The sequence below is a fragment of the Leptolyngbya sp. O-77 genome (assembly GCF_001548395.1).
Taxonomy (GTDB): Bacteria; Cyanobacteriota; Cyanobacteriia; order Elainellales; family Elainellaceae; genus Thermoleptolyngbya.
On record NZ_AP017367.1, the window covers coordinates 638076 to 653270 of the forward strand.

Below are 15195 nucleotides of genomic sequence, written 5' to 3' on the forward strand. Positions count from 1 at the left end.
CGTGCAGGCTCAAGAGCGAGTGCTGCGGGTTGTTCAGCCTACACTGAGTTAAAATTCAGCAATTAAACGCCCCAAGCCTTCAAGATTGAGACTTGAGACAGGCGATTTGAACTAAATACTAAACGTTTGAAAGGTCTGCTCCAGGGCAGACCTTTTGGTTTAATGGTTGCGCCAAATTATGGTGTGCGCCAAATTTTCGCCAGGTTCTGTCCCAAAAGCTGGACTTGCTGTGTCCGTCGCACACGAATGCGCCGCACATGAAAAATTTCACTTTTCTAGGGCAGCGCGTAGGCAGACTGAAGCGCCCACAGGATTAGCGCGGCAATGCTGCCCAAAATTAGCACTGAAGAAAGAGTCAGCGCGATGGGGCTATCGGCACCGGGAAATTTCATAATGCCTCGATTCCAATCCGTCATAGGTTTATGTCCTTTGATTGATGAAGGGTTGTAGAAACGTTGCAGAATTGATCAACTGTTGAAGCGAATCTAAAACGCGAGTGAGCAGCAAGCTGAGCAGTCTGGCTGGTAAAGGTCGAGCCTTACCAAGCGGCATTAGCTAAAACGAACAGCACAATACCAGATATCCTGCTAACTTGCCAGCACAAATTGCGCCAGGCCGACTTGATTGTAACCACACTTTTTTGCCTTGAGGGTTATGTGGCTCACCTCTACAGCGTTTTTAAGATTTAGAACAGAATCTGGGAGGAATGGCGGGTGGTGTGGATAGGGGCGACATTGCTTCGCAATGCTAGCGCGATCGCCCAGTGGGGGCCGGCTGGGCTGTTGCTGATTGGGCTGATCCTGCTGGAATTGGGGCTGCGGGCGCTGGGGCTGGGCAACCCGCCGCTCTATGTGGCCGACCCAGAAGCAGGCTATCGGCTGCGTCCTCATCAGCGGCTGCGGCGCTGGGGCAAACGCATGGTCATCAATCGCCACAGCCTGCGAAATTCTGACCCGATGGGCGAGGTTTCTGCCCAAAGCTGGCGCGTGCTGCTGCTGGGCGACTCCATCGTTCACGGCGGCATCTGGACAGACCAGGCGCACACGATTTCCGAACAGATGCGGCAATTTCTCGTGTCCCGACTGGGCGAAACGGGCATGGTGCTGAATGCGGCTGCGCCCTCCTGGGGACCGCAAAACCAGTGGGGCTATTTGCGACAGTTTGGCACCTTTGGGGCGCAGGTGGTGGTGCTGCTGCTGAACACAGACGACCTGTTTGCGCCGCCGCCGACCGACTGGCCCGTGGGGCGCGATCGCCAATATCCCCACCACCGTCCGCCGCTGGCCCTGTGGGAAGCTCTGTTGCTCCTGATGTCCCGCCCAGCCCAGCGCCCAGCGACCCGCCCACCCAGCGGCGACCCCGTAGCCGACAACCTGCTGACGATTGAACAAATGCGCCAGTTTGTGCAGCCCCAAGCGCAGTTTCTCGTGGCGCTGTCGCCGCTGCGGCGAGAATTAAAACAGCCCGGCCCACGGGATTACGAGCGCGTTGCCCGCCAGCGGCTTGCTGACCTATTGCAGCAGGGTGGTGTGCCGTTTCTCGATCTGCTGCCCCGCTGGAACGCGCTGCACAATCCCGAAGCCCTTTATCGCGACGGCATCCACCCCAGCCCCGCCGGAAACGTGCAAATCAGTCAGGCGATCGCCGAATTCATTCTCCACCATGCCCACCGCCACCTCTCCCAGCACCTATCTCGGCATTGACTTTGGCACCTCCGGCGCACGGGCGATCGCCATCGACAACAGCGGCGAAATCCTGGCCCAAACCAGCATTCCGTTTCCCAATAGCCCAGCCGAGTCGCTCACCGATCTCTGGAAAGACACGCTCTTTGCCCTGATCACCAACCTTCCTGCCAAGATTCGCCAAACCCTGGCGGCGATCGCCCTCGACGGCACCTCCTCCACCGTCCTGCTCTGCGACCAACACGGCACGCCCATCACCGAACCGCTGCTTTACAATGACTCGCGCGGCGCAGCCATGCTAGACCAAGTGAGGGCGATCGCCCCACCCCACCACCCCGTCCTCAGCGCCACCTCCAGCCTCACCAAACTCCTCTGGCTCCTCAACACTCTCTCCCTTCTCCCCGCTCCCTCCTTCCCCAACACCCCAACACCCCAACACCCCAACACCCCGACACTCCACCTCCTCCACCAAGCCGACTGGCTCACCTTCCTGCTCCACGGCCGCCTCGGCCTCAGCGACTATCACAACGCGCTGAAACTGGGCTATGACGTAGGCGAGTTGCGCTACCCCGACTGGCTGCTGGCGGCCAACCTGCCCGTGCAACTGCCCCAGGTAAAAGCGCCCGGTGAGGCGATCGCCCCGATTTTGCCTAACCTGGGCGATCGCCTGGGCATTCCCGCTACCTGCCAGATCTGCGCGGGCACGACAGACAGCATCGCCGCCTTCCTCGCCAGCGGAGCCAGCACGCCGGGGCAAGCCGTCACCTCGCTGGGGTCTACGCTGGTACTCAAGCTGCTCAGCACGGTGCGGGTAGACGACGCAGCCAGCGGCATCTACAGCCATCGGCTGGGCAATCTGTGGCTGGTGGGTGGCGCGTCGAATACAGGCGGCGCGGTGCTGCGGCAGTTTTTCAGCGATGCCGAACTGGCCGCCCTCAGCGCCCAGATCGACCCGTCGCGCCCCAGCCCGCTGGACTATTACCCCTTGCCAAAGCCGGGCGATCGCTTCCCCATCAATGACCCCACCCTGCCGCCCCGCCTAGAGCCGCGCCCCGAAAATCCGGTCGAGTTTCTCCACGGCTTGCTAGAAGGCATCGCCCGCATCGAAGCCCTGGGCTATCGGCGGCTGGCAGAGCTGGGCGCAACGCCCTTACAAGAAGTGCTGACTGCGGGCGGTGGGGCGCAGAATGAGGCTTGGACAAACGTGCGATCGCGCCTGTTGCAGGTTCCCGTAATCCCTTCTCCCCACACCGAAGCCGCCTACGGAGCCGCCCGCCTTGCCCGCGCCGCTCTCCAGCCCGATGTTGATTTTGGATTTTAGATTGGCGATTTTATCCCGCTTCTATCACTCTGTCCAGAAGAAAACCGAATCCCTTATTTACTCGTTCTATGAAACCTATGACATCATCATGACATCATCATGACATCATCATTTTAAGAACGGGATTTGGGCATCACAGATTTCATCCAGTGAAAGTGACAAAAGAGGGGTATAGCAATACGCAGGTTAGTTAGGACGTTTGTAATGAGGACTTAAGTCCTCACTACGAGCCTCAACTACGAGCCTCAACAGAAACTATGTCCGTAACTATGTCCGTAACTATGTCCGTCCTACATGTCCTAACCAACCAGTTAGCTGCTATAGATTGCCAGACTGAGCGCACGTCGGCTTCCAATCGCTCCATTGGTTGTGCAGTTTCTATGCAGTTTCAGAGAACTGGGCTACGCCCAAAATCCAAACCCCAAAATCCCGGTTTCGCTCATCCGAGTCACTGACTAACAGGAATTTACTAACAATCACTGAGCTAAATCACTCACTTCATGATGTTTTGTGTCCCCATGTTGGGAATTCTCAAGGGGTATCCTACGGGATTCGCAATTTCTTGAGTATGCTGTTAGCCATAATCAATGTAGATTATGTAAATTGACTTGATGACGCTAATCCCTCTACTGGTTCGGGATTGAAATCTGGACTAGCAGCGCCCGCTCAGAAACGCCGCCAGTAAGAACGCTTCCCCATCGTTTGCGAGACGTGGACTTATGACAGACGCACAACGCCCAAGCATCCCGCCCAACTCCGTTCCCCGCACACCGCCACCGCCGGGTCGTCCACCTGCCAGCGCTCCGCCGAGAGGCGACCTGGGGCAAACTAGCCAGCAAATGCCCTCGCAAACCTTGGCATCGACCCAGGCCAACACAGCACCGGGCACTCGCGTCAGTCCTGCTCCGGGGGGCGCAAAGCCCGGCATGGGCGCTCCCGCCGTGAAGCCGCCGCCCACGCCCGCCCCGCCGCCGATGATGGGGCACCGTCCTGCTGCGCCGCCGCCGATGCAGGCCTCCCGCAGCAAGGCTTCGCCGGGTCAGCCGACGCTGGCGCAAATTGTCCGCGAAGCCTACGACAAAGGGTTCTCAGATATTCACCTGGGCGTAGGCGAAGCGCCCCGCTTCCGCAACCGGGGTGAGATCGATATGACCGAGTATCCGGTGACGGATCTCGACACCTTCTTTAGCTGGCTACAAGAAATTCTATCGGACGAAGAAATTCAGCGGTTTAAGGACACCCTTGACTTTGACGGCGCGACGCAATACGACTTTGCCCGCGTCCGGATCAATATCTTTGACTCGCTGCGCGGCCCGGCGATGGTGATGCGTCTGATTCCGCTGAAGATCTCGACCATTGAGCAACTGGGGTTGCCGCCTGTCTTCAAGGAAATCTGCCACTATCACAAGGGGCTGATCCTGGTGACAGGGCCCACCGGGTCGGGTAAATCGACCACGATGGCGGCGATGGTGGACTATATGAACAGTGAAATGCCCAAGCATATCGTCACCATTGAAGACCCGATTGAATTTGTCCATACCAGCCGCAAGTGTTTGATCCGCCAGCGCGAAGTGGGCATTCACACGATGAAATTTGATGCGGCCCTGAAGGCCTCGCTGCGGGAAGACCCGGATGTGATTCTGGTGGGGGAAATGCGGGACATTGAAACCGTGAACACAGCCCTGAAAGCCGCGCAAACGGGGCACTTGGTGATGGGAACGCTGCACACTAACAGCGCTGTGAAGACGATCGAGCGGATTTTGGGCTTGTATCCGCCAGATCAGCAGGAACCCATGCGAGTGGCGATCGCCGAATCGTTGGTGGCCGTTATCGCGCAGGGACTCTGCCGCACCACCGACGGCAAGCGGGCCGCCTTCCACGACATCCTGATTAACACCGACGCAATTCGCGACTATATCCGCAAGGGCGATCTAGACGAAGTGGAAGCGCTGATTCCGCGATGCAACTTTGACGGCATGTGTACGATGAACCAGTCCCTCTACAAGCTGTATGAGGCAGGACGCATTACGGAGGAAACGGCGCTAGAGATGTCGCCCAAGCCCAACGAGATGGCGCAGATTTTGCGCGGGCGCGTCTAGGTTGCAAAGCTCAACGGTTCCTGGGGTGGATTTTTCGGACTGGATCAGGTGCGAAAAGCCCACCCTTCTCGCTTTGTTGCACCCCTGCGCTTGGCAATTGATTTTCCATGAAAGCCCCGCCGCCAGAACTATACAAGGGAATTGCCCTGTTTACCCCAGGGGGCGACCTGGTGTACTGTATCGACCCAGACAAGCAGAGTCATTGGCATTTGCACCTGTGTGCGGCGCTCCAGGAGTGGCTCGATCTATCGGAACCGCCGCTGTTTCTGGTGCCGTGGTACACCGCGTCGATCGACCGCTGGCGATCGCCCGAAAACCAGTCCATCATTACGTCTGCTGAGGTATATCCGCTGGTGGCACGGCATCAGGCCGTGCTGAATGCCGTCTTTGGCACTGGCGATTTGCTCTGGCAAACCGTGCAGCCGCCCGACAACCTGGACGAGTCGCTGATGCTGCTGACCTATCAGAGCCGCTTTCCCGAACTGTGGCGATCGCACGATCTGGTCATTCGCTACGAGTCTCCGGCCATTCAGCAAGCAGCCCCATCAGCACAACCGCCGTCGTCCTGGAGTCGGCTATCGTGGCAAGCCCAATCGCCCAACGTTTCCAAACAGGGCTATGTGCTGCGTCTTTATGTGTCGAGCAACAGCGATGTAACCGAGGCAATTTTGACCAACCTGCACCGCCTCCTCGAAGACCTGATTCAGCAGCCCTACACGCTGAAAATCATTGACGTATACAAGTATCCTGACCTGGCCGAGCAAGACCAGATCACAGCCACGCCGACGCTGGTCAGAGTTTGGCCAGAGCCAGTCCGCCGCGTCACTGGGCGGCTCGAAGATGCCAGCCGCGTCATGCAACTGCTGATTGCCTCGAAGGGCGAGATCAGGGACGGGAGAGCGGAGTAATGGGGCACGGGGAAGCAAGATTTTGCCGCCTCTCTCGCTCTCCCCTTTCGCACTTCATCCATCAACCCTCCCCCCAACGACCGCCCGCATCTGCTGGCTGACCAGATCGACCAAAAAGGTGAGGGCAACAAAGCACCCCAGCGTTAGCAATAGCCCGCCATAGTCAAAGCTGCTGAGTTGTTCGGTCAGGCGGCGACCCAGCCCCCCTGCGCCCACCAGCCCGACAATTACCGTTTCGCGCATACAGACCTCCCAGCGGTAGAGGGTGTAGGCCAGAAATCGCCCCAAGTTTTGAGGCAAAACGCCATAGAGAATTGCCTGCCCGCCGGATGCGCCCAGGGCGTGGAGCGATCGCACGGGGCGGTCGTCCAGGTTTTCGTTGACCTCGGCCATGAGGCGGCCCAGAATGCCCAGGTTATGTAGACCGAGGGCGATCGCCCCTGGCAAGATGCCTGGAAACAGCACAAACAGACACACCAGTGCCCAGATGGGGGCGGGCACGGCGCGGCTGAGCAATAGCCCCAGTCGGGTTGCCAGCAGCAGCAGCCAGGCGAGGGGGGCTTGGGTCGTTGCGGGGTCGTCTAGCGGGCGCAGCCAGCCGCCGGGCAACAGGAAGGTTTGGGCTGCGGGAAAGGAGAGCAGGACACCGCCCAATCCGGCTAGGGCGATCGCCAAAATCGACATCACCAGCGTCAAGCCAGAGAGGTGGAGCAGCGTCGCCCATTCGTCTGGGCTGGGCCACGGGGGCACAGCGGCGGCTGCGATGTCGCCCAGCAGTCGCCGCGTGCGGGCCGACCAGAGCCGCGTCCAGTCGATGCCCAAGCCCCAAAAGCAGAGCGGAATCGACAGGGCGATCGCCCCCCAGGATAGCCGTAGCGGCCAGGGGTTGGCAGTGTGCGGATCGGGTTTCGCAGCCTGGGAATTCTGTGAGCTTTGGAACCTGGTTTGAGCCAAATTGAGATCCAGCCGACTGGTGAATCCTAGCCTGCGCCGCACCCAGCCGCTCCACCAATCGACCCCGCCATTCAGCAGCACCAGCGCATAAAACCCCGTCCAGAGTTGCCCATAGCGGAGCGATTGCAGGCTCAGCAAAATTTCATAGCCCAGCCCGCCCGCGCCGATCACCCCCAGCACCGCCGCCGACCGCAGGGAACACTCGAACCGATAGGTCGTGTAGGACAGCAAATCTGGAAACGCCTGGGGCAACAGGCCGTAGAGCCACGCCGCCAGCGGCGACACCCCGCTCCCCAGAAGGGCATTCAGCGGTTCCTGGGGCGTTTCGTCAAAAATTTCGGCAAACACCTTGGACACGATCGCCCCAAAGGGCAGGGCGATCGCCAGCACCGCCACCAGCGGGTTCAGCCCCAGAATGTTCAAAAAAAATAGACCCCAGAGGAGTTCGTGAATTGCCCTGGGAACCGCCAGCAGCCCGCGAATCAGCAGCCACGCGGGAGCGGCCCAAGCGCCACCCGCCGCCGCCCTTGGCAGCATCGTTTGCCACCAAGTTTGGGAAGACAGCACCCCGCCCACCAGCCCCAGCCCCACACTCAGGGTCGTGCCGCAGACCGCATAGGCAAAAGTGACCAACGTGGCCCTAGCAATCACCCCCAGGAAGTCGCGGCTGAGGTCGGGCCGCAGGCTGCTGGCCCAAAACTCTGCAAACTGGCCCCAGCCGCCGGGGTTGACCAGGGTCGCGTCCGGTCGTCCAATGCCTGTGGCGTACAGCGAAAGGGCGATCGCCCCCAGCATCACCAATCCCCACCCGCTGCGACGGTTTAGCCAGGGGGGAGGGGGTGGCAGGGCAATCGGTGCAGCGGGCATCGGGTTGCAAAAACGGTTAAGGGACAGGCTGCTCTAAACGATACAAGCTGTGGATCATCGCGTCTGTCACCTGGGCGGGCGGCGCGTCAAACTGAATCTGCCCCTGCCGCAGCCCCACCAGCCGCGTGCAGTATTGAAACGCATATTCGATATCGTGCAGGCTGATGACCAGCGTTTTGCCGCTCTGCTCCGTCAGGCGGCACAGCAACGCCATCAGGTCGTGGGCGCGGGCCGGGTCGAGGCTGGCGATCGGCTCGTCTGCCAGAATTGCTACTGGGTCTTGCACCAGCACCCGGGCGATCGCCACTCGCTGTTGTTCGCCGCCCGATAGCCGATCCGTGCGAGCATACAGCTTTTCGGCAATGCCGACCTGAGCCAGTGCTTGGGCAGCCACATCCACCGACTGCGGCCACAGCAGCGACCAGGCGGCCTTCGCTAGCGACCAGCGCCCCAGGTGTCCGGCATTGACGTTGTGAATCACCGACAGATTGGTGACTAGGTGATGCTGCTGATAGATCGTCCCAATTTGCCGCTGCACCCGCCGCCGCTGTCGAGGAGACAGTCGCCGCAGGTCTTGTCCCAGCACGGTCACCTGCCCCGCCGACGGCAGCAGCGTCCCATTCAGCAGGCTCAGTAGGGTGCTTTTGCCTGCGCCGCTGGGGCCAATCAGCGCGACCCGCTCCCCAGCGGCAATGCTCAGGTTTACCCCGGCCAGAGCTGTGAGCGCGTGAAACTGGCGTGTCACTTGGCTGAGCTGAAAAATGGGTATGCCCATCACTGGATCTTGCCAATCTGGCGACCGACGGACTCAATTTGCGAGTAGTTCTCGTTTTTCGTGGGAATAAACTTCGCCGCGCCAAACAGATCCAGCACTTCTTTTTGGTCTGGGTTGGCCGGGTCTAGCTCCGTAAACGCCGCCTGCACCTTTTGGATAAAGCCCTGGCCGTAGCGCTCTTCCACCTCCGGGCTAATCACCCAGTGATAGTCGTAGTAGGGCGGCGTGGTCCAGATCACCTGCACCTTACTGGTGTCCACTGCGCCCTCTGCCACTCGCGATTCCCAGACTTGAGAATTCAGTGCGCCGACTTCGTAGGTTCCTGCTTCCACCAGCTTGATCGTGGCATCGTGATTGCCCGAAAAGCCCACTTCCCCTTTGAAATCCGACAGCGCCATGCCTGCTTGCTGAATGAAATATTGCGGCATCAGCCGACCGGAGGTAGAAGATTCGCTGCCAAAGGTGAGGGTGCGTCCCTTGAGCGTGTTGAGGTCTTTGAGGTCAGTGAAGGAGGCAATGCCGCTCTGGGTGTTGGCAATGAAGACGCTGGTGAATTGTTCGTCGATGTCGCGCTGGGCGATCGCCTGGGCCCCTGGCACTTGCAGCCGCGCCTGCACACCCGTCAGCCCGCCAAACCACACCAGATCCAAATCACCCACCTTAAAAGCAGTCACCGCAGCGGCGTAGTCCGTTACGGGTTGATACTTTACGGGCACACCCAGTTTCGATTCCAGATAAGCAGCCAGTTTCTCAGCCTGTCGCTGCACCTTTTCGGGGTCTTGGTCGGGAATCGAGCCAACCACTAGGGGGGCAGCGGTTTCGGCAGGCGAGCCAATTCCAGGGTTCTGGGCGGTCGGGCTACCCGCGCAGGCCTTCACTAGGAGCACTGCCAAGGTGCCCAGCAACAATGAGCGGCGTTTGAAGGAGGTCATCATCAGGTCAATGGCCTATGTAAAACTTTGTCTTGTTTGTCTTGATGAACGAAATCCAGCTACAGCGTTTCTAGGGCAAGTGAGGAATGCGATTGGTCTGGAACCCTTGTGCATCAGGGCTGCCCACCCTCATCATGCCCTCACCACGCTACGAAATGCGTCGGCTCTCGACATTAGGATGCCTAGTCCGCAACTCAATGCTCCGTTTTGCATTCAGTTTCACATTCCAGTTTTGGATTCTATCAGGTCTGCCCGCAGAACTTGAGTATTTGGCCCAGTCAGATTAATCTTCAGGAGATACCCAGATGCGGCGGGTCAGGGTAAAGTCAGCCCTGTTTCCATTTGTCCTCAGTTGCGCCCACTTTTGCCTTTTTTGCTTATCCTGCTGCTTGCTCAGTCAGGTTTGCTGCTTCCACAGGCCTGCTTTTGTTCGTGCTTGAGTTGATGAATTCAACGGCATTAATCATGATTAACACCCATAAAGTAGAGCAGATCTTTGAAGCAATTCTTTGGAAATTTCGGTTATTTACACTGCTGCCAGTGATTTTCGGTTTGATTAGCAGCTTGATGTTTTTTGTGTTGGGTAGTTTTGAAGTCATTGAAGGGATTTCCCATAACTTTGTATTTGGGGAATCTGGGAGCCACGATGCTGCCCTGATTGCCTCCAAGGTGATTGGCGGCATTGACAACTATTTGATTGGAGTTGTGTTACTGATTTTTAGCTTTGGCATTTATGAGCTGTTTGTGTCGCCCCTCGATATTCGCGATCAATATGCAGATATTCGGATTCTCAGAATTACAACGCTGAATCAGCTAAAGGCAAAACTGCTACAAGTGATTGTCATGGCGCTGGTGGTGAGTTTCTTCAAAAAGGTGGTTACTGTAAATATTCAAATCTCCTTGGATATGATCTATTTAGCGGTATCCATTTTGATCATTTCCTTTAGCGGTTATCTGCTACACTTGCAGTCTCATTCGCCGTACTCAGAACACGCTTTGGAACATAGCCCAGAACCCGATCTGGAATGAGCGATTTCATCCATTTGACACCGGAACCGTCTAACCTGGTCGAGTTGCTGGAGCAGCGATCGCACGGTCATCCAGACCGCAAGGCGTTTATCTTCTTAAAGGAGGGCGAAGCCGAAGCGGGACACCTGACCTACGCCGAGTTATGCCAGCGAGCGACCGAAATGGCCGCCCACCTCCAACAGCAGTTCGCACCGGGCAATCGCCTGACACTGGTCTATTCCTACGAAGCAGCGCTGGAGTTTGTGGTGGCGTTTTTGGGCTGTTTGGCGGCGCAGGTGGTGCCTGTGCCCTGCCATCCGCCGCGCAATCAGCAGGGGGTGGCCGACGTGGCGGCGCGGCTGCTGGGGTCGGGGTCGGTGGGCGTGCTGACGGGGCGATCGCTCTTGCCCAAGCTCCAGCGCCAGCTTGCCCCAGCGTTGCCCCCAGCACACCCGCTGCGCTGGCTAGCTCATGAAGACTGTTACGCATCGGCAGCGAGCTGGGTCAGCCCCGACCTGTCGCCCGATAGCCTGGCCTTTTTGCAATATACCTCTGGCTCTACGGGCACACCCAAGGGCGTAATGGTGACCCACGGCTGCCTCTGGGCCAATCAGCAGATGCTCCACGCTGCGTTTCAGCATACCGAAGCGTCGGTGGGCGTGGGCTGGCTACCCCTGTTTCACGATATGGGGCTGATTGGCAATATTTTGTATTCCCTCTATGCTGGGTCGCTGTGCGTGCTGATGTCGCCGATTGCCTTTGTGCAAAAGCCTGTGCGCTGGCTGGAGGCGATCGCCCGCTACGGCGCAACTACCAGCGGCGGCCCCAATTTTGCCTATGATTTGCTGAGTCGGTATGTCACCGATGAGCAGCGCGATCGCCTCGATCTGTCCACCTGGGAGATTGCCTTTTGCGGCGCAGAACCCGTGCGGAAAGCCACGCTCGACCAATTTGCCGAAAAATTTCGCCCCTGTGGATTTCGCCCGGAGGCGTTTTATCCGTGCTATGGCATGGCCGAGGCGACGCTGTTCATCACGGGCGGTGCTAAGCATTTGCCCCCCAAAACGCTGCATGTGGACACGCAAAGCCTAGAGCAAAACCGCGTGGAGATTTGCGAACCGTCCCGTCCCGGCCTTGCCCGCCCCAGCGTACGGCGGATGCAGACGCTGACCAGTTGCGGACATCCCTGGCTAGACACGCGGGTAGAAATCGTCAATCGGGACACGCAGATGCCCTGTGCCGAAGGGGAAATTGGCGAAATCTGGGTGACGGGAAGCGGCGTGGGCAAAGGCTATTGGCAGCATCCGCCGGAGCTAGAGAATCCCTTTGAGGCGACCTTGGCCAGCGGCGAGGGCGGCTTTTTGCGAACAGGCGACCTGGGCTTTGTGCAAGCGGGAGAACTGTTTATTTCTGGGCGACTGCACGATGTGCTGGTGTTGTGGGGCTTCAACCACTATCCGCAGCACATTGAGCAGACGGTGGAATCGTGCTATCCGGCGTTTCGTGCGGGCGGCTGTGCGGTTTTTGCCGCGCCAATTGATGAAGAGGCGGAGGGCGAAGAGCGGTTGGTCATTGCTCAAGAAGTGGAACGCAGCGCCCGCCAGCACCTATGGCTGCCAGACGTGGTGGAAACGGTGCGCTGGGTAGCATTTCGGGAGCATTTCGTAGATGTGGGGGCGATCGCCCTGGTGAAACCCGGCGGCTTGCCCCGCACCTCCAGCGGCAAGATTCAGCGGAGTCGCTGTCGGCAACAGTTTTTGGAGGGCAGCCTGGCGGTGATCGACGTGTGGCGATCGCCCGATTGTCTAGACGTTTCCAGCCTAGTGCGGCGCTACCTCAATCCGCGCACTCACCTAATCCGCTTGGTGGCGCATCTGCAGGCCAAGCTTAGCCGACCTTAGAGCAGAGGGGACAAACGCCAGAGGACAAGCGCAACACCCCCTTCTCGTCCTCTTTGCACTTTTATGCAACTCGCTTTTCCTGTGAGCGCAATGAAATTTGCGGGAAAGGGGAGTGCCCTAGCTGGGCGATCGCCCTATTGTACTTACAACAGCTTCAAGCCGTGCCTGCTCCCAAGCAGTCGCAGCGCAAAGCAGCAGACTGCATAAGCTTACTTATTCCAGAAATACATCTCCTTGGAACTCATTTAGCGATCCAAAGAGAACATTGGCAAACCGCCGTAGTTTCTTTTCTCAATCGTCTGACCAGAATCAGACCAAGAATCGAAGCTGCAAGGAATAACGCATACTAAGTCTCACTTACTGGTTCATAAATTCGCACACTATTACACCTTGCTGCGATCGCTCTTTGACTGCGCTCCAACCATTGCACTGAACTACCTAATACCCCTACGGAGGTCATGCTCTATGGTACGCTCCTTCACACGTCCCCAGCCCGCTCGCGTGGTTCGTTTTGCGGCTTCTGGATTGCTGCTGCTGCAAACGGCGATCGCCACCACGCTTGTCAGCGAATTTGCCCTGACCACCCCCGGAACTGCCCTCACCCAATCAGCCGCCGCCCAATCGCGGGGCAATGTTCAAGATGCCGAAGCCGCTGTGGTTCACATCCGCACCAACAGCCGCAATGGCAGCGGCACCGGTAGCGGGGTAATCATCGACCCCAGCGGATTAATCGTCACCAATGCCCATGTCGTTGCGGGGGCGCGGGAAGTAATCGTGACCGTGCAAGGGCGCGAAGTGCAGGCAGAAGTTGTGGCAATGGGTGCTGCGGACTGCCTGGATCTGGCCTTGCTGCAACTGCCCAACCAGCGCAACCTGCCCACTTTGCGCCTTGCCGATGCCAGTTCCATCACAAAAACGCAAGATATCTGGGCGCTGGGCTTTCCCGTCGGCAGTACCCCACACTCTCCATCCATCGTGGAGGGCACCGTGAATAACATTCATGTTCCTCAGGGTGTGGTGGTGTTTAATGCGCCAGTCAATCCGGGCAACTCTGGCGGGCCGGTGATTGATAGCCAGTCGCGGATTATTGGCATCACCAAGTCAGGCGCTCGCAATGCCCAAAACGTGAATTATGCCGTGTCGGTGGAGCAGGTGCGGCTGTTTGTGGAGTCCTATCGGCAGGGGCTGCGGTTCCCGATTGGGCAGTACGTGATTCCCGCTGTCGCCTCGTCTAACCAGCCCATCAGCCAGTCCATCTCGTTGACCCGTAGCAATGTGCAGGGCAACTTGCAGCCTGCTGACAGCCGCTTTTGCGCCGACGGCAACCCCCCGACGGATATCTACACCTTTGAGGCAGAGGCGGGGCAGGCGGTGATGCTCAGAATGTCTACTCGTCAGGCTGGATCGCATCTGGTGCTGGTCAGGCCCGATGGACGGGCGATCGCCTTTGACCGCAGTAATGGGGCGAATCGAGATGCGCTGGTAGTGCAAAAGCTGACCCAGAGCGGGCAATATACCGTGCTGGCCATAGCCGCAGGCGAAACCCAATCTGGACAGTATGACCTGCAAATTTCGCAGCCAATTTTGGTGGAGCAGGGAATGTTGGATGCCAGCACTGCACCCTGTTTCGATGATGGCTCCCTCTGCCGCGCTTACAACTTCCAGGGACGCGCCGGACAGACCGTCGCGCTGATTGTAACCTCGGCGTTTAATCCGTACCTGATTGTGCGCGACCCCAATGGCGATCGCGTGGTGGAAGGCAGGGCAGAGCGCCAGGGCAGCCTGCGGTTTGAACTGCCCGCCGACGGCTGGTATCGGCTGGTTGTGGGCGGCATGGAACCGGGCGATCGCGGCGAGTTCTTTGTCTCCATCATCGACACGCAGGATTTGCCCGGTGCAAACCGAGTGTCGCAGCGCTGAGGTGGTGCTTGCTGAGGCGTGAATCTGAAGCGTGAATCTGAACGCGAACTAATGCACCTGCGGCGGGAGGTCTGACAGCTAGTCCAGCACCCCGCCGCAGAGGCATTATGGCTCTGCGCCGGAACCCGCGGGCGATCGCCCCCACTCCTCCCACCCTTTGAGATGCGATCGTTGAGATGCGATCGCCCCCCATTCATCCCTCATCCTTCATCCTTCATCCCTCTAAGATTCCTGGCACTTTTTGGTAGATAGTGGCGATCGCACACTCCAGCCCCACGCTCTCAAAGCGCACCGGATCGCCCACGCCGTAGCGCTGCCCAACCCAGCCCTCTGCCGTCAGCCGATAGCATTCCAGCGCCATTTCAGACTGATTCACCAGCATGTACTCGCGCAGGGTCGGCACGGTCTGATAGTCGGCAAACTTGTCGCCTCGGTCAAACGCAGCGGTGGAGTCTGACAGAATCTCGATGACCAGCGTTGGAAAGCGGATGAAATCTTCGGTTGTGGACAGATCGCGCTCGTCGCAAGTGACAACGACATCGGGATAGTAGTAGCAGTCGGCAGCCTCCAGCCGCACCTTCATATCCGACGACATCACCAAGCAGGGCGAATCTTGCAAATGGACATTCAGCAGCGTGGTGAGATTACTCGCCAGAATGACGTGGAATTTCTTCGCCCCCACCATCGCATAAACATGCCCCTGCCGATATTCATGCTTAATCGGGCTGACGCGCTCGCCTGCCAAATAGTCTTCTGGAGAGATGTAAAACTTGCGATAGGGCGCTTTCATGAGTTAGACTGCAAGCCAAGATTCCCTTCAGTATGACA

At 58.5% G+C, this 15195-nt stretch carries 12 protein-coding genes; 7 read left to right on the forward strand and 5 right to left on the reverse strand.

The features are described 5' to 3' along the window. Window positions 1-275 precede the first annotated feature (275 nt). Window positions 276-416, reverse strand: coding sequence for a hypothetical protein (locus O77CONTIG1_RS25100; protein ID WP_172799630.1), 141 nt, complete (start codon window positions 414-416; stop codon window positions 276-278). A 297-nt stretch (window positions 417-713) separates the two neighbouring features. Between O77CONTIG1_RS25100 and O77CONTIG1_RS02765 the strand changes: the two genes are divergently transcribed. The 4 genes from O77CONTIG1_RS02765 (at window position 714) to O77CONTIG1_RS02780 (ending at window position 6010) form a co-directional block, all read left to right on the forward strand. Beyond that, a complete protein-coding gene (locus O77CONTIG1_RS02765; RefSeq protein WP_225894672.1) occupies window positions 714-1703 on the forward strand; it encodes an SGNH/GDSL hydrolase family protein in 990 nt (329 codons plus the stop codon). Further along, a complete protein-coding gene (locus O77CONTIG1_RS02770; protein WP_068507872.1) occupies window positions 1663-3003 on the forward strand; it encodes an FGGY-family carbohydrate kinase in 1341 nt (446 codons plus the stop codon). Before O77CONTIG1_RS02765 ends, O77CONTIG1_RS02770 begins: the two co-directional genes overlap by 41 nt. 719 nt (window positions 3004-3722) lie before the next feature. After that, window positions 3723-5102 (forward strand): type IV pilus twitching motility protein PilT, encoded by a 1380-nt coding sequence (locus O77CONTIG1_RS02775; protein ID WP_068507873.1) that lies wholly within the window; start codon window positions 3723-3725, stop codon window positions 5100-5102. Window positions 5103-5209: 107 nt separating this feature from the next. After that, complete coding sequence (locus tag O77CONTIG1_RS02780) at window positions 5210-6010, forward strand: circadian clock KaiB family protein (RefSeq protein ID WP_068507875.1); 801 nt, start codon at window positions 5210-5212, stop codon at window positions 6008-6010. A gap of 54 nt (window positions 6011-6064) precedes the next feature. Here the strand turns inward: O77CONTIG1_RS02780 and O77CONTIG1_RS02785 are convergent, their stop codons facing one another. Genes O77CONTIG1_RS02785 through O77CONTIG1_RS02795 form a run of 3 tightly spaced genes read right to left on the reverse strand, consistent with a single transcriptional unit; the run spans window position 6065 to window position 9493 of the window. Continuing rightward, the gene (locus O77CONTIG1_RS02785; RefSeq protein WP_068507876.1) at window positions 6065-7831 is read right to left on the reverse strand and encodes a PhnE/PtxC family ABC transporter permease; all 1767 of its coding nucleotides are present in this window, start codon (window positions 7829-7831) and stop codon (window positions 6065-6067) included. A gap of 16 nt (window positions 7832-7847) precedes the next feature. After that, window positions 7848-8606, reverse strand: coding sequence for a phosphonate ABC transporter ATP-binding protein (locus O77CONTIG1_RS02790; protein WP_068507879.1), 759 nt, complete (start codon window positions 8604-8606; stop codon window positions 7848-7850). Next, window positions 8606-9493: a putative selenate ABC transporter substrate-binding protein gene (locus O77CONTIG1_RS02795; protein ID WP_286132676.1), complete on the reverse strand. Its 888-nt coding sequence runs from the start codon at window positions 9491-9493 to the stop codon at window positions 8606-8608. The genes O77CONTIG1_RS02790 and O77CONTIG1_RS02795 overlap by 1 nt, the downstream gene beginning before the upstream one ends. Window positions 9494-9880: 387 nt before the next feature. On the opposite strand from O77CONTIG1_RS02795, the gene O77CONTIG1_RS02800 reads away from it, so the two are divergent. The 3 genes from O77CONTIG1_RS02800 (at window position 9881) to O77CONTIG1_RS02810 (ending at window position 14367) form a co-directional block, all read left to right on the forward strand. Then, window positions 9881-10567, forward strand: coding sequence for a YqhA family protein (locus O77CONTIG1_RS02800; protein WP_225894673.1), 687 nt, complete (start codon window positions 9881-9883; stop codon window positions 10565-10567). Next, on the forward strand, window positions 10564-12447 hold the full coding sequence (locus tag O77CONTIG1_RS02805; RefSeq protein ID WP_084782077.1) for a fatty acyl-AMP ligase: 1884 nt from the start codon (window positions 10564-10566) through the stop codon (window positions 12445-12447). Before O77CONTIG1_RS02800 ends, O77CONTIG1_RS02805 begins: the two co-directional genes overlap by 4 nt. A 465-nt stretch (window positions 12448-12912) precedes the next feature. Next, window positions 12913-14367 (forward strand): S1C family serine protease, encoded by a 1455-nt coding sequence (locus tag O77CONTIG1_RS02810; RefSeq protein WP_084782080.1) that lies wholly within the window; start codon window positions 12913-12915, stop codon window positions 14365-14367. Between the two features lie 214 nt (window positions 14368-14581). Here the strand turns inward: O77CONTIG1_RS02810 and O77CONTIG1_RS02815 are convergent, their stop codons facing one another. After that, a complete protein-coding gene (locus tag O77CONTIG1_RS02815) occupies window positions 14582-15157 on the reverse strand; it encodes a Uma2 family endonuclease (protein WP_068507885.1) in 576 nt (191 codons plus the stop codon). Window positions 15158-15195: the final 38 nt, after the last annotated feature.

What these genes read in the sequence shown, in the direction of transcription:
- O77CONTIG1_RS02810 (WP_084782080.1), top strand. Translation starts at nt 12,913, where the DNA reads ATGGTACGCTCCTTCACACGTCCCCAGCCCGCTCGCGTGGTTCGTTTT.
- O77CONTIG1_RS02770 (WP_068507872.1), top strand. Translation starts at nt 1,663, where the DNA reads ATGCCCACCGCCACCTCTCCCAGCACCTATCTCGGCATTGACTTTGGC.
- O77CONTIG1_RS02775 (WP_068507873.1), top strand. Translation starts at nt 3,723, where the DNA reads ATGACAGACGCACAACGCCCAAGCATCCCGCCCAACTCCGTTCCCCGC.
- O77CONTIG1_RS02805 (WP_084782077.1), top strand. Translation starts at nt 10,564, where the DNA reads ATGAGCGATTTCATCCATTTGACACCGGAACCGTCTAACCTGGTCGAG.
- O77CONTIG1_RS02780 (WP_068507875.1), top strand. Translation starts at nt 5,210, where the DNA reads ATGAAAGCCCCGCCGCCAGAACTATACAAGGGAATTGCCCTGTTTACC.
- O77CONTIG1_RS02815 (WP_068507885.1), bottom strand. Translation starts at nt 15,157, where the DNA reads ATGAAAGCGCCCTATCGCAAGTTTTACATCTCTCCAGAAGACTATTTG.
- O77CONTIG1_RS02790 (WP_068507879.1), bottom strand. Translation starts at nt 8,606, where the DNA reads ATGGGCATACCCATTTTTCAGCTCAGCCAAGTGACACGCCAGTTTCAC.
- O77CONTIG1_RS25100 (WP_172799630.1), bottom strand. Translation starts at nt 416, where the DNA reads ATGACGGATTGGAATCGAGGCATTATGAAATTTCCCGGTGCCGATAGC.
- O77CONTIG1_RS02785 (WP_068507876.1), bottom strand. Translation starts at nt 7,831, where the DNA reads ATGCCCGCTGCACCGATTGCCCTGCCACCCCCTCCCCCCTGGCTAAAC.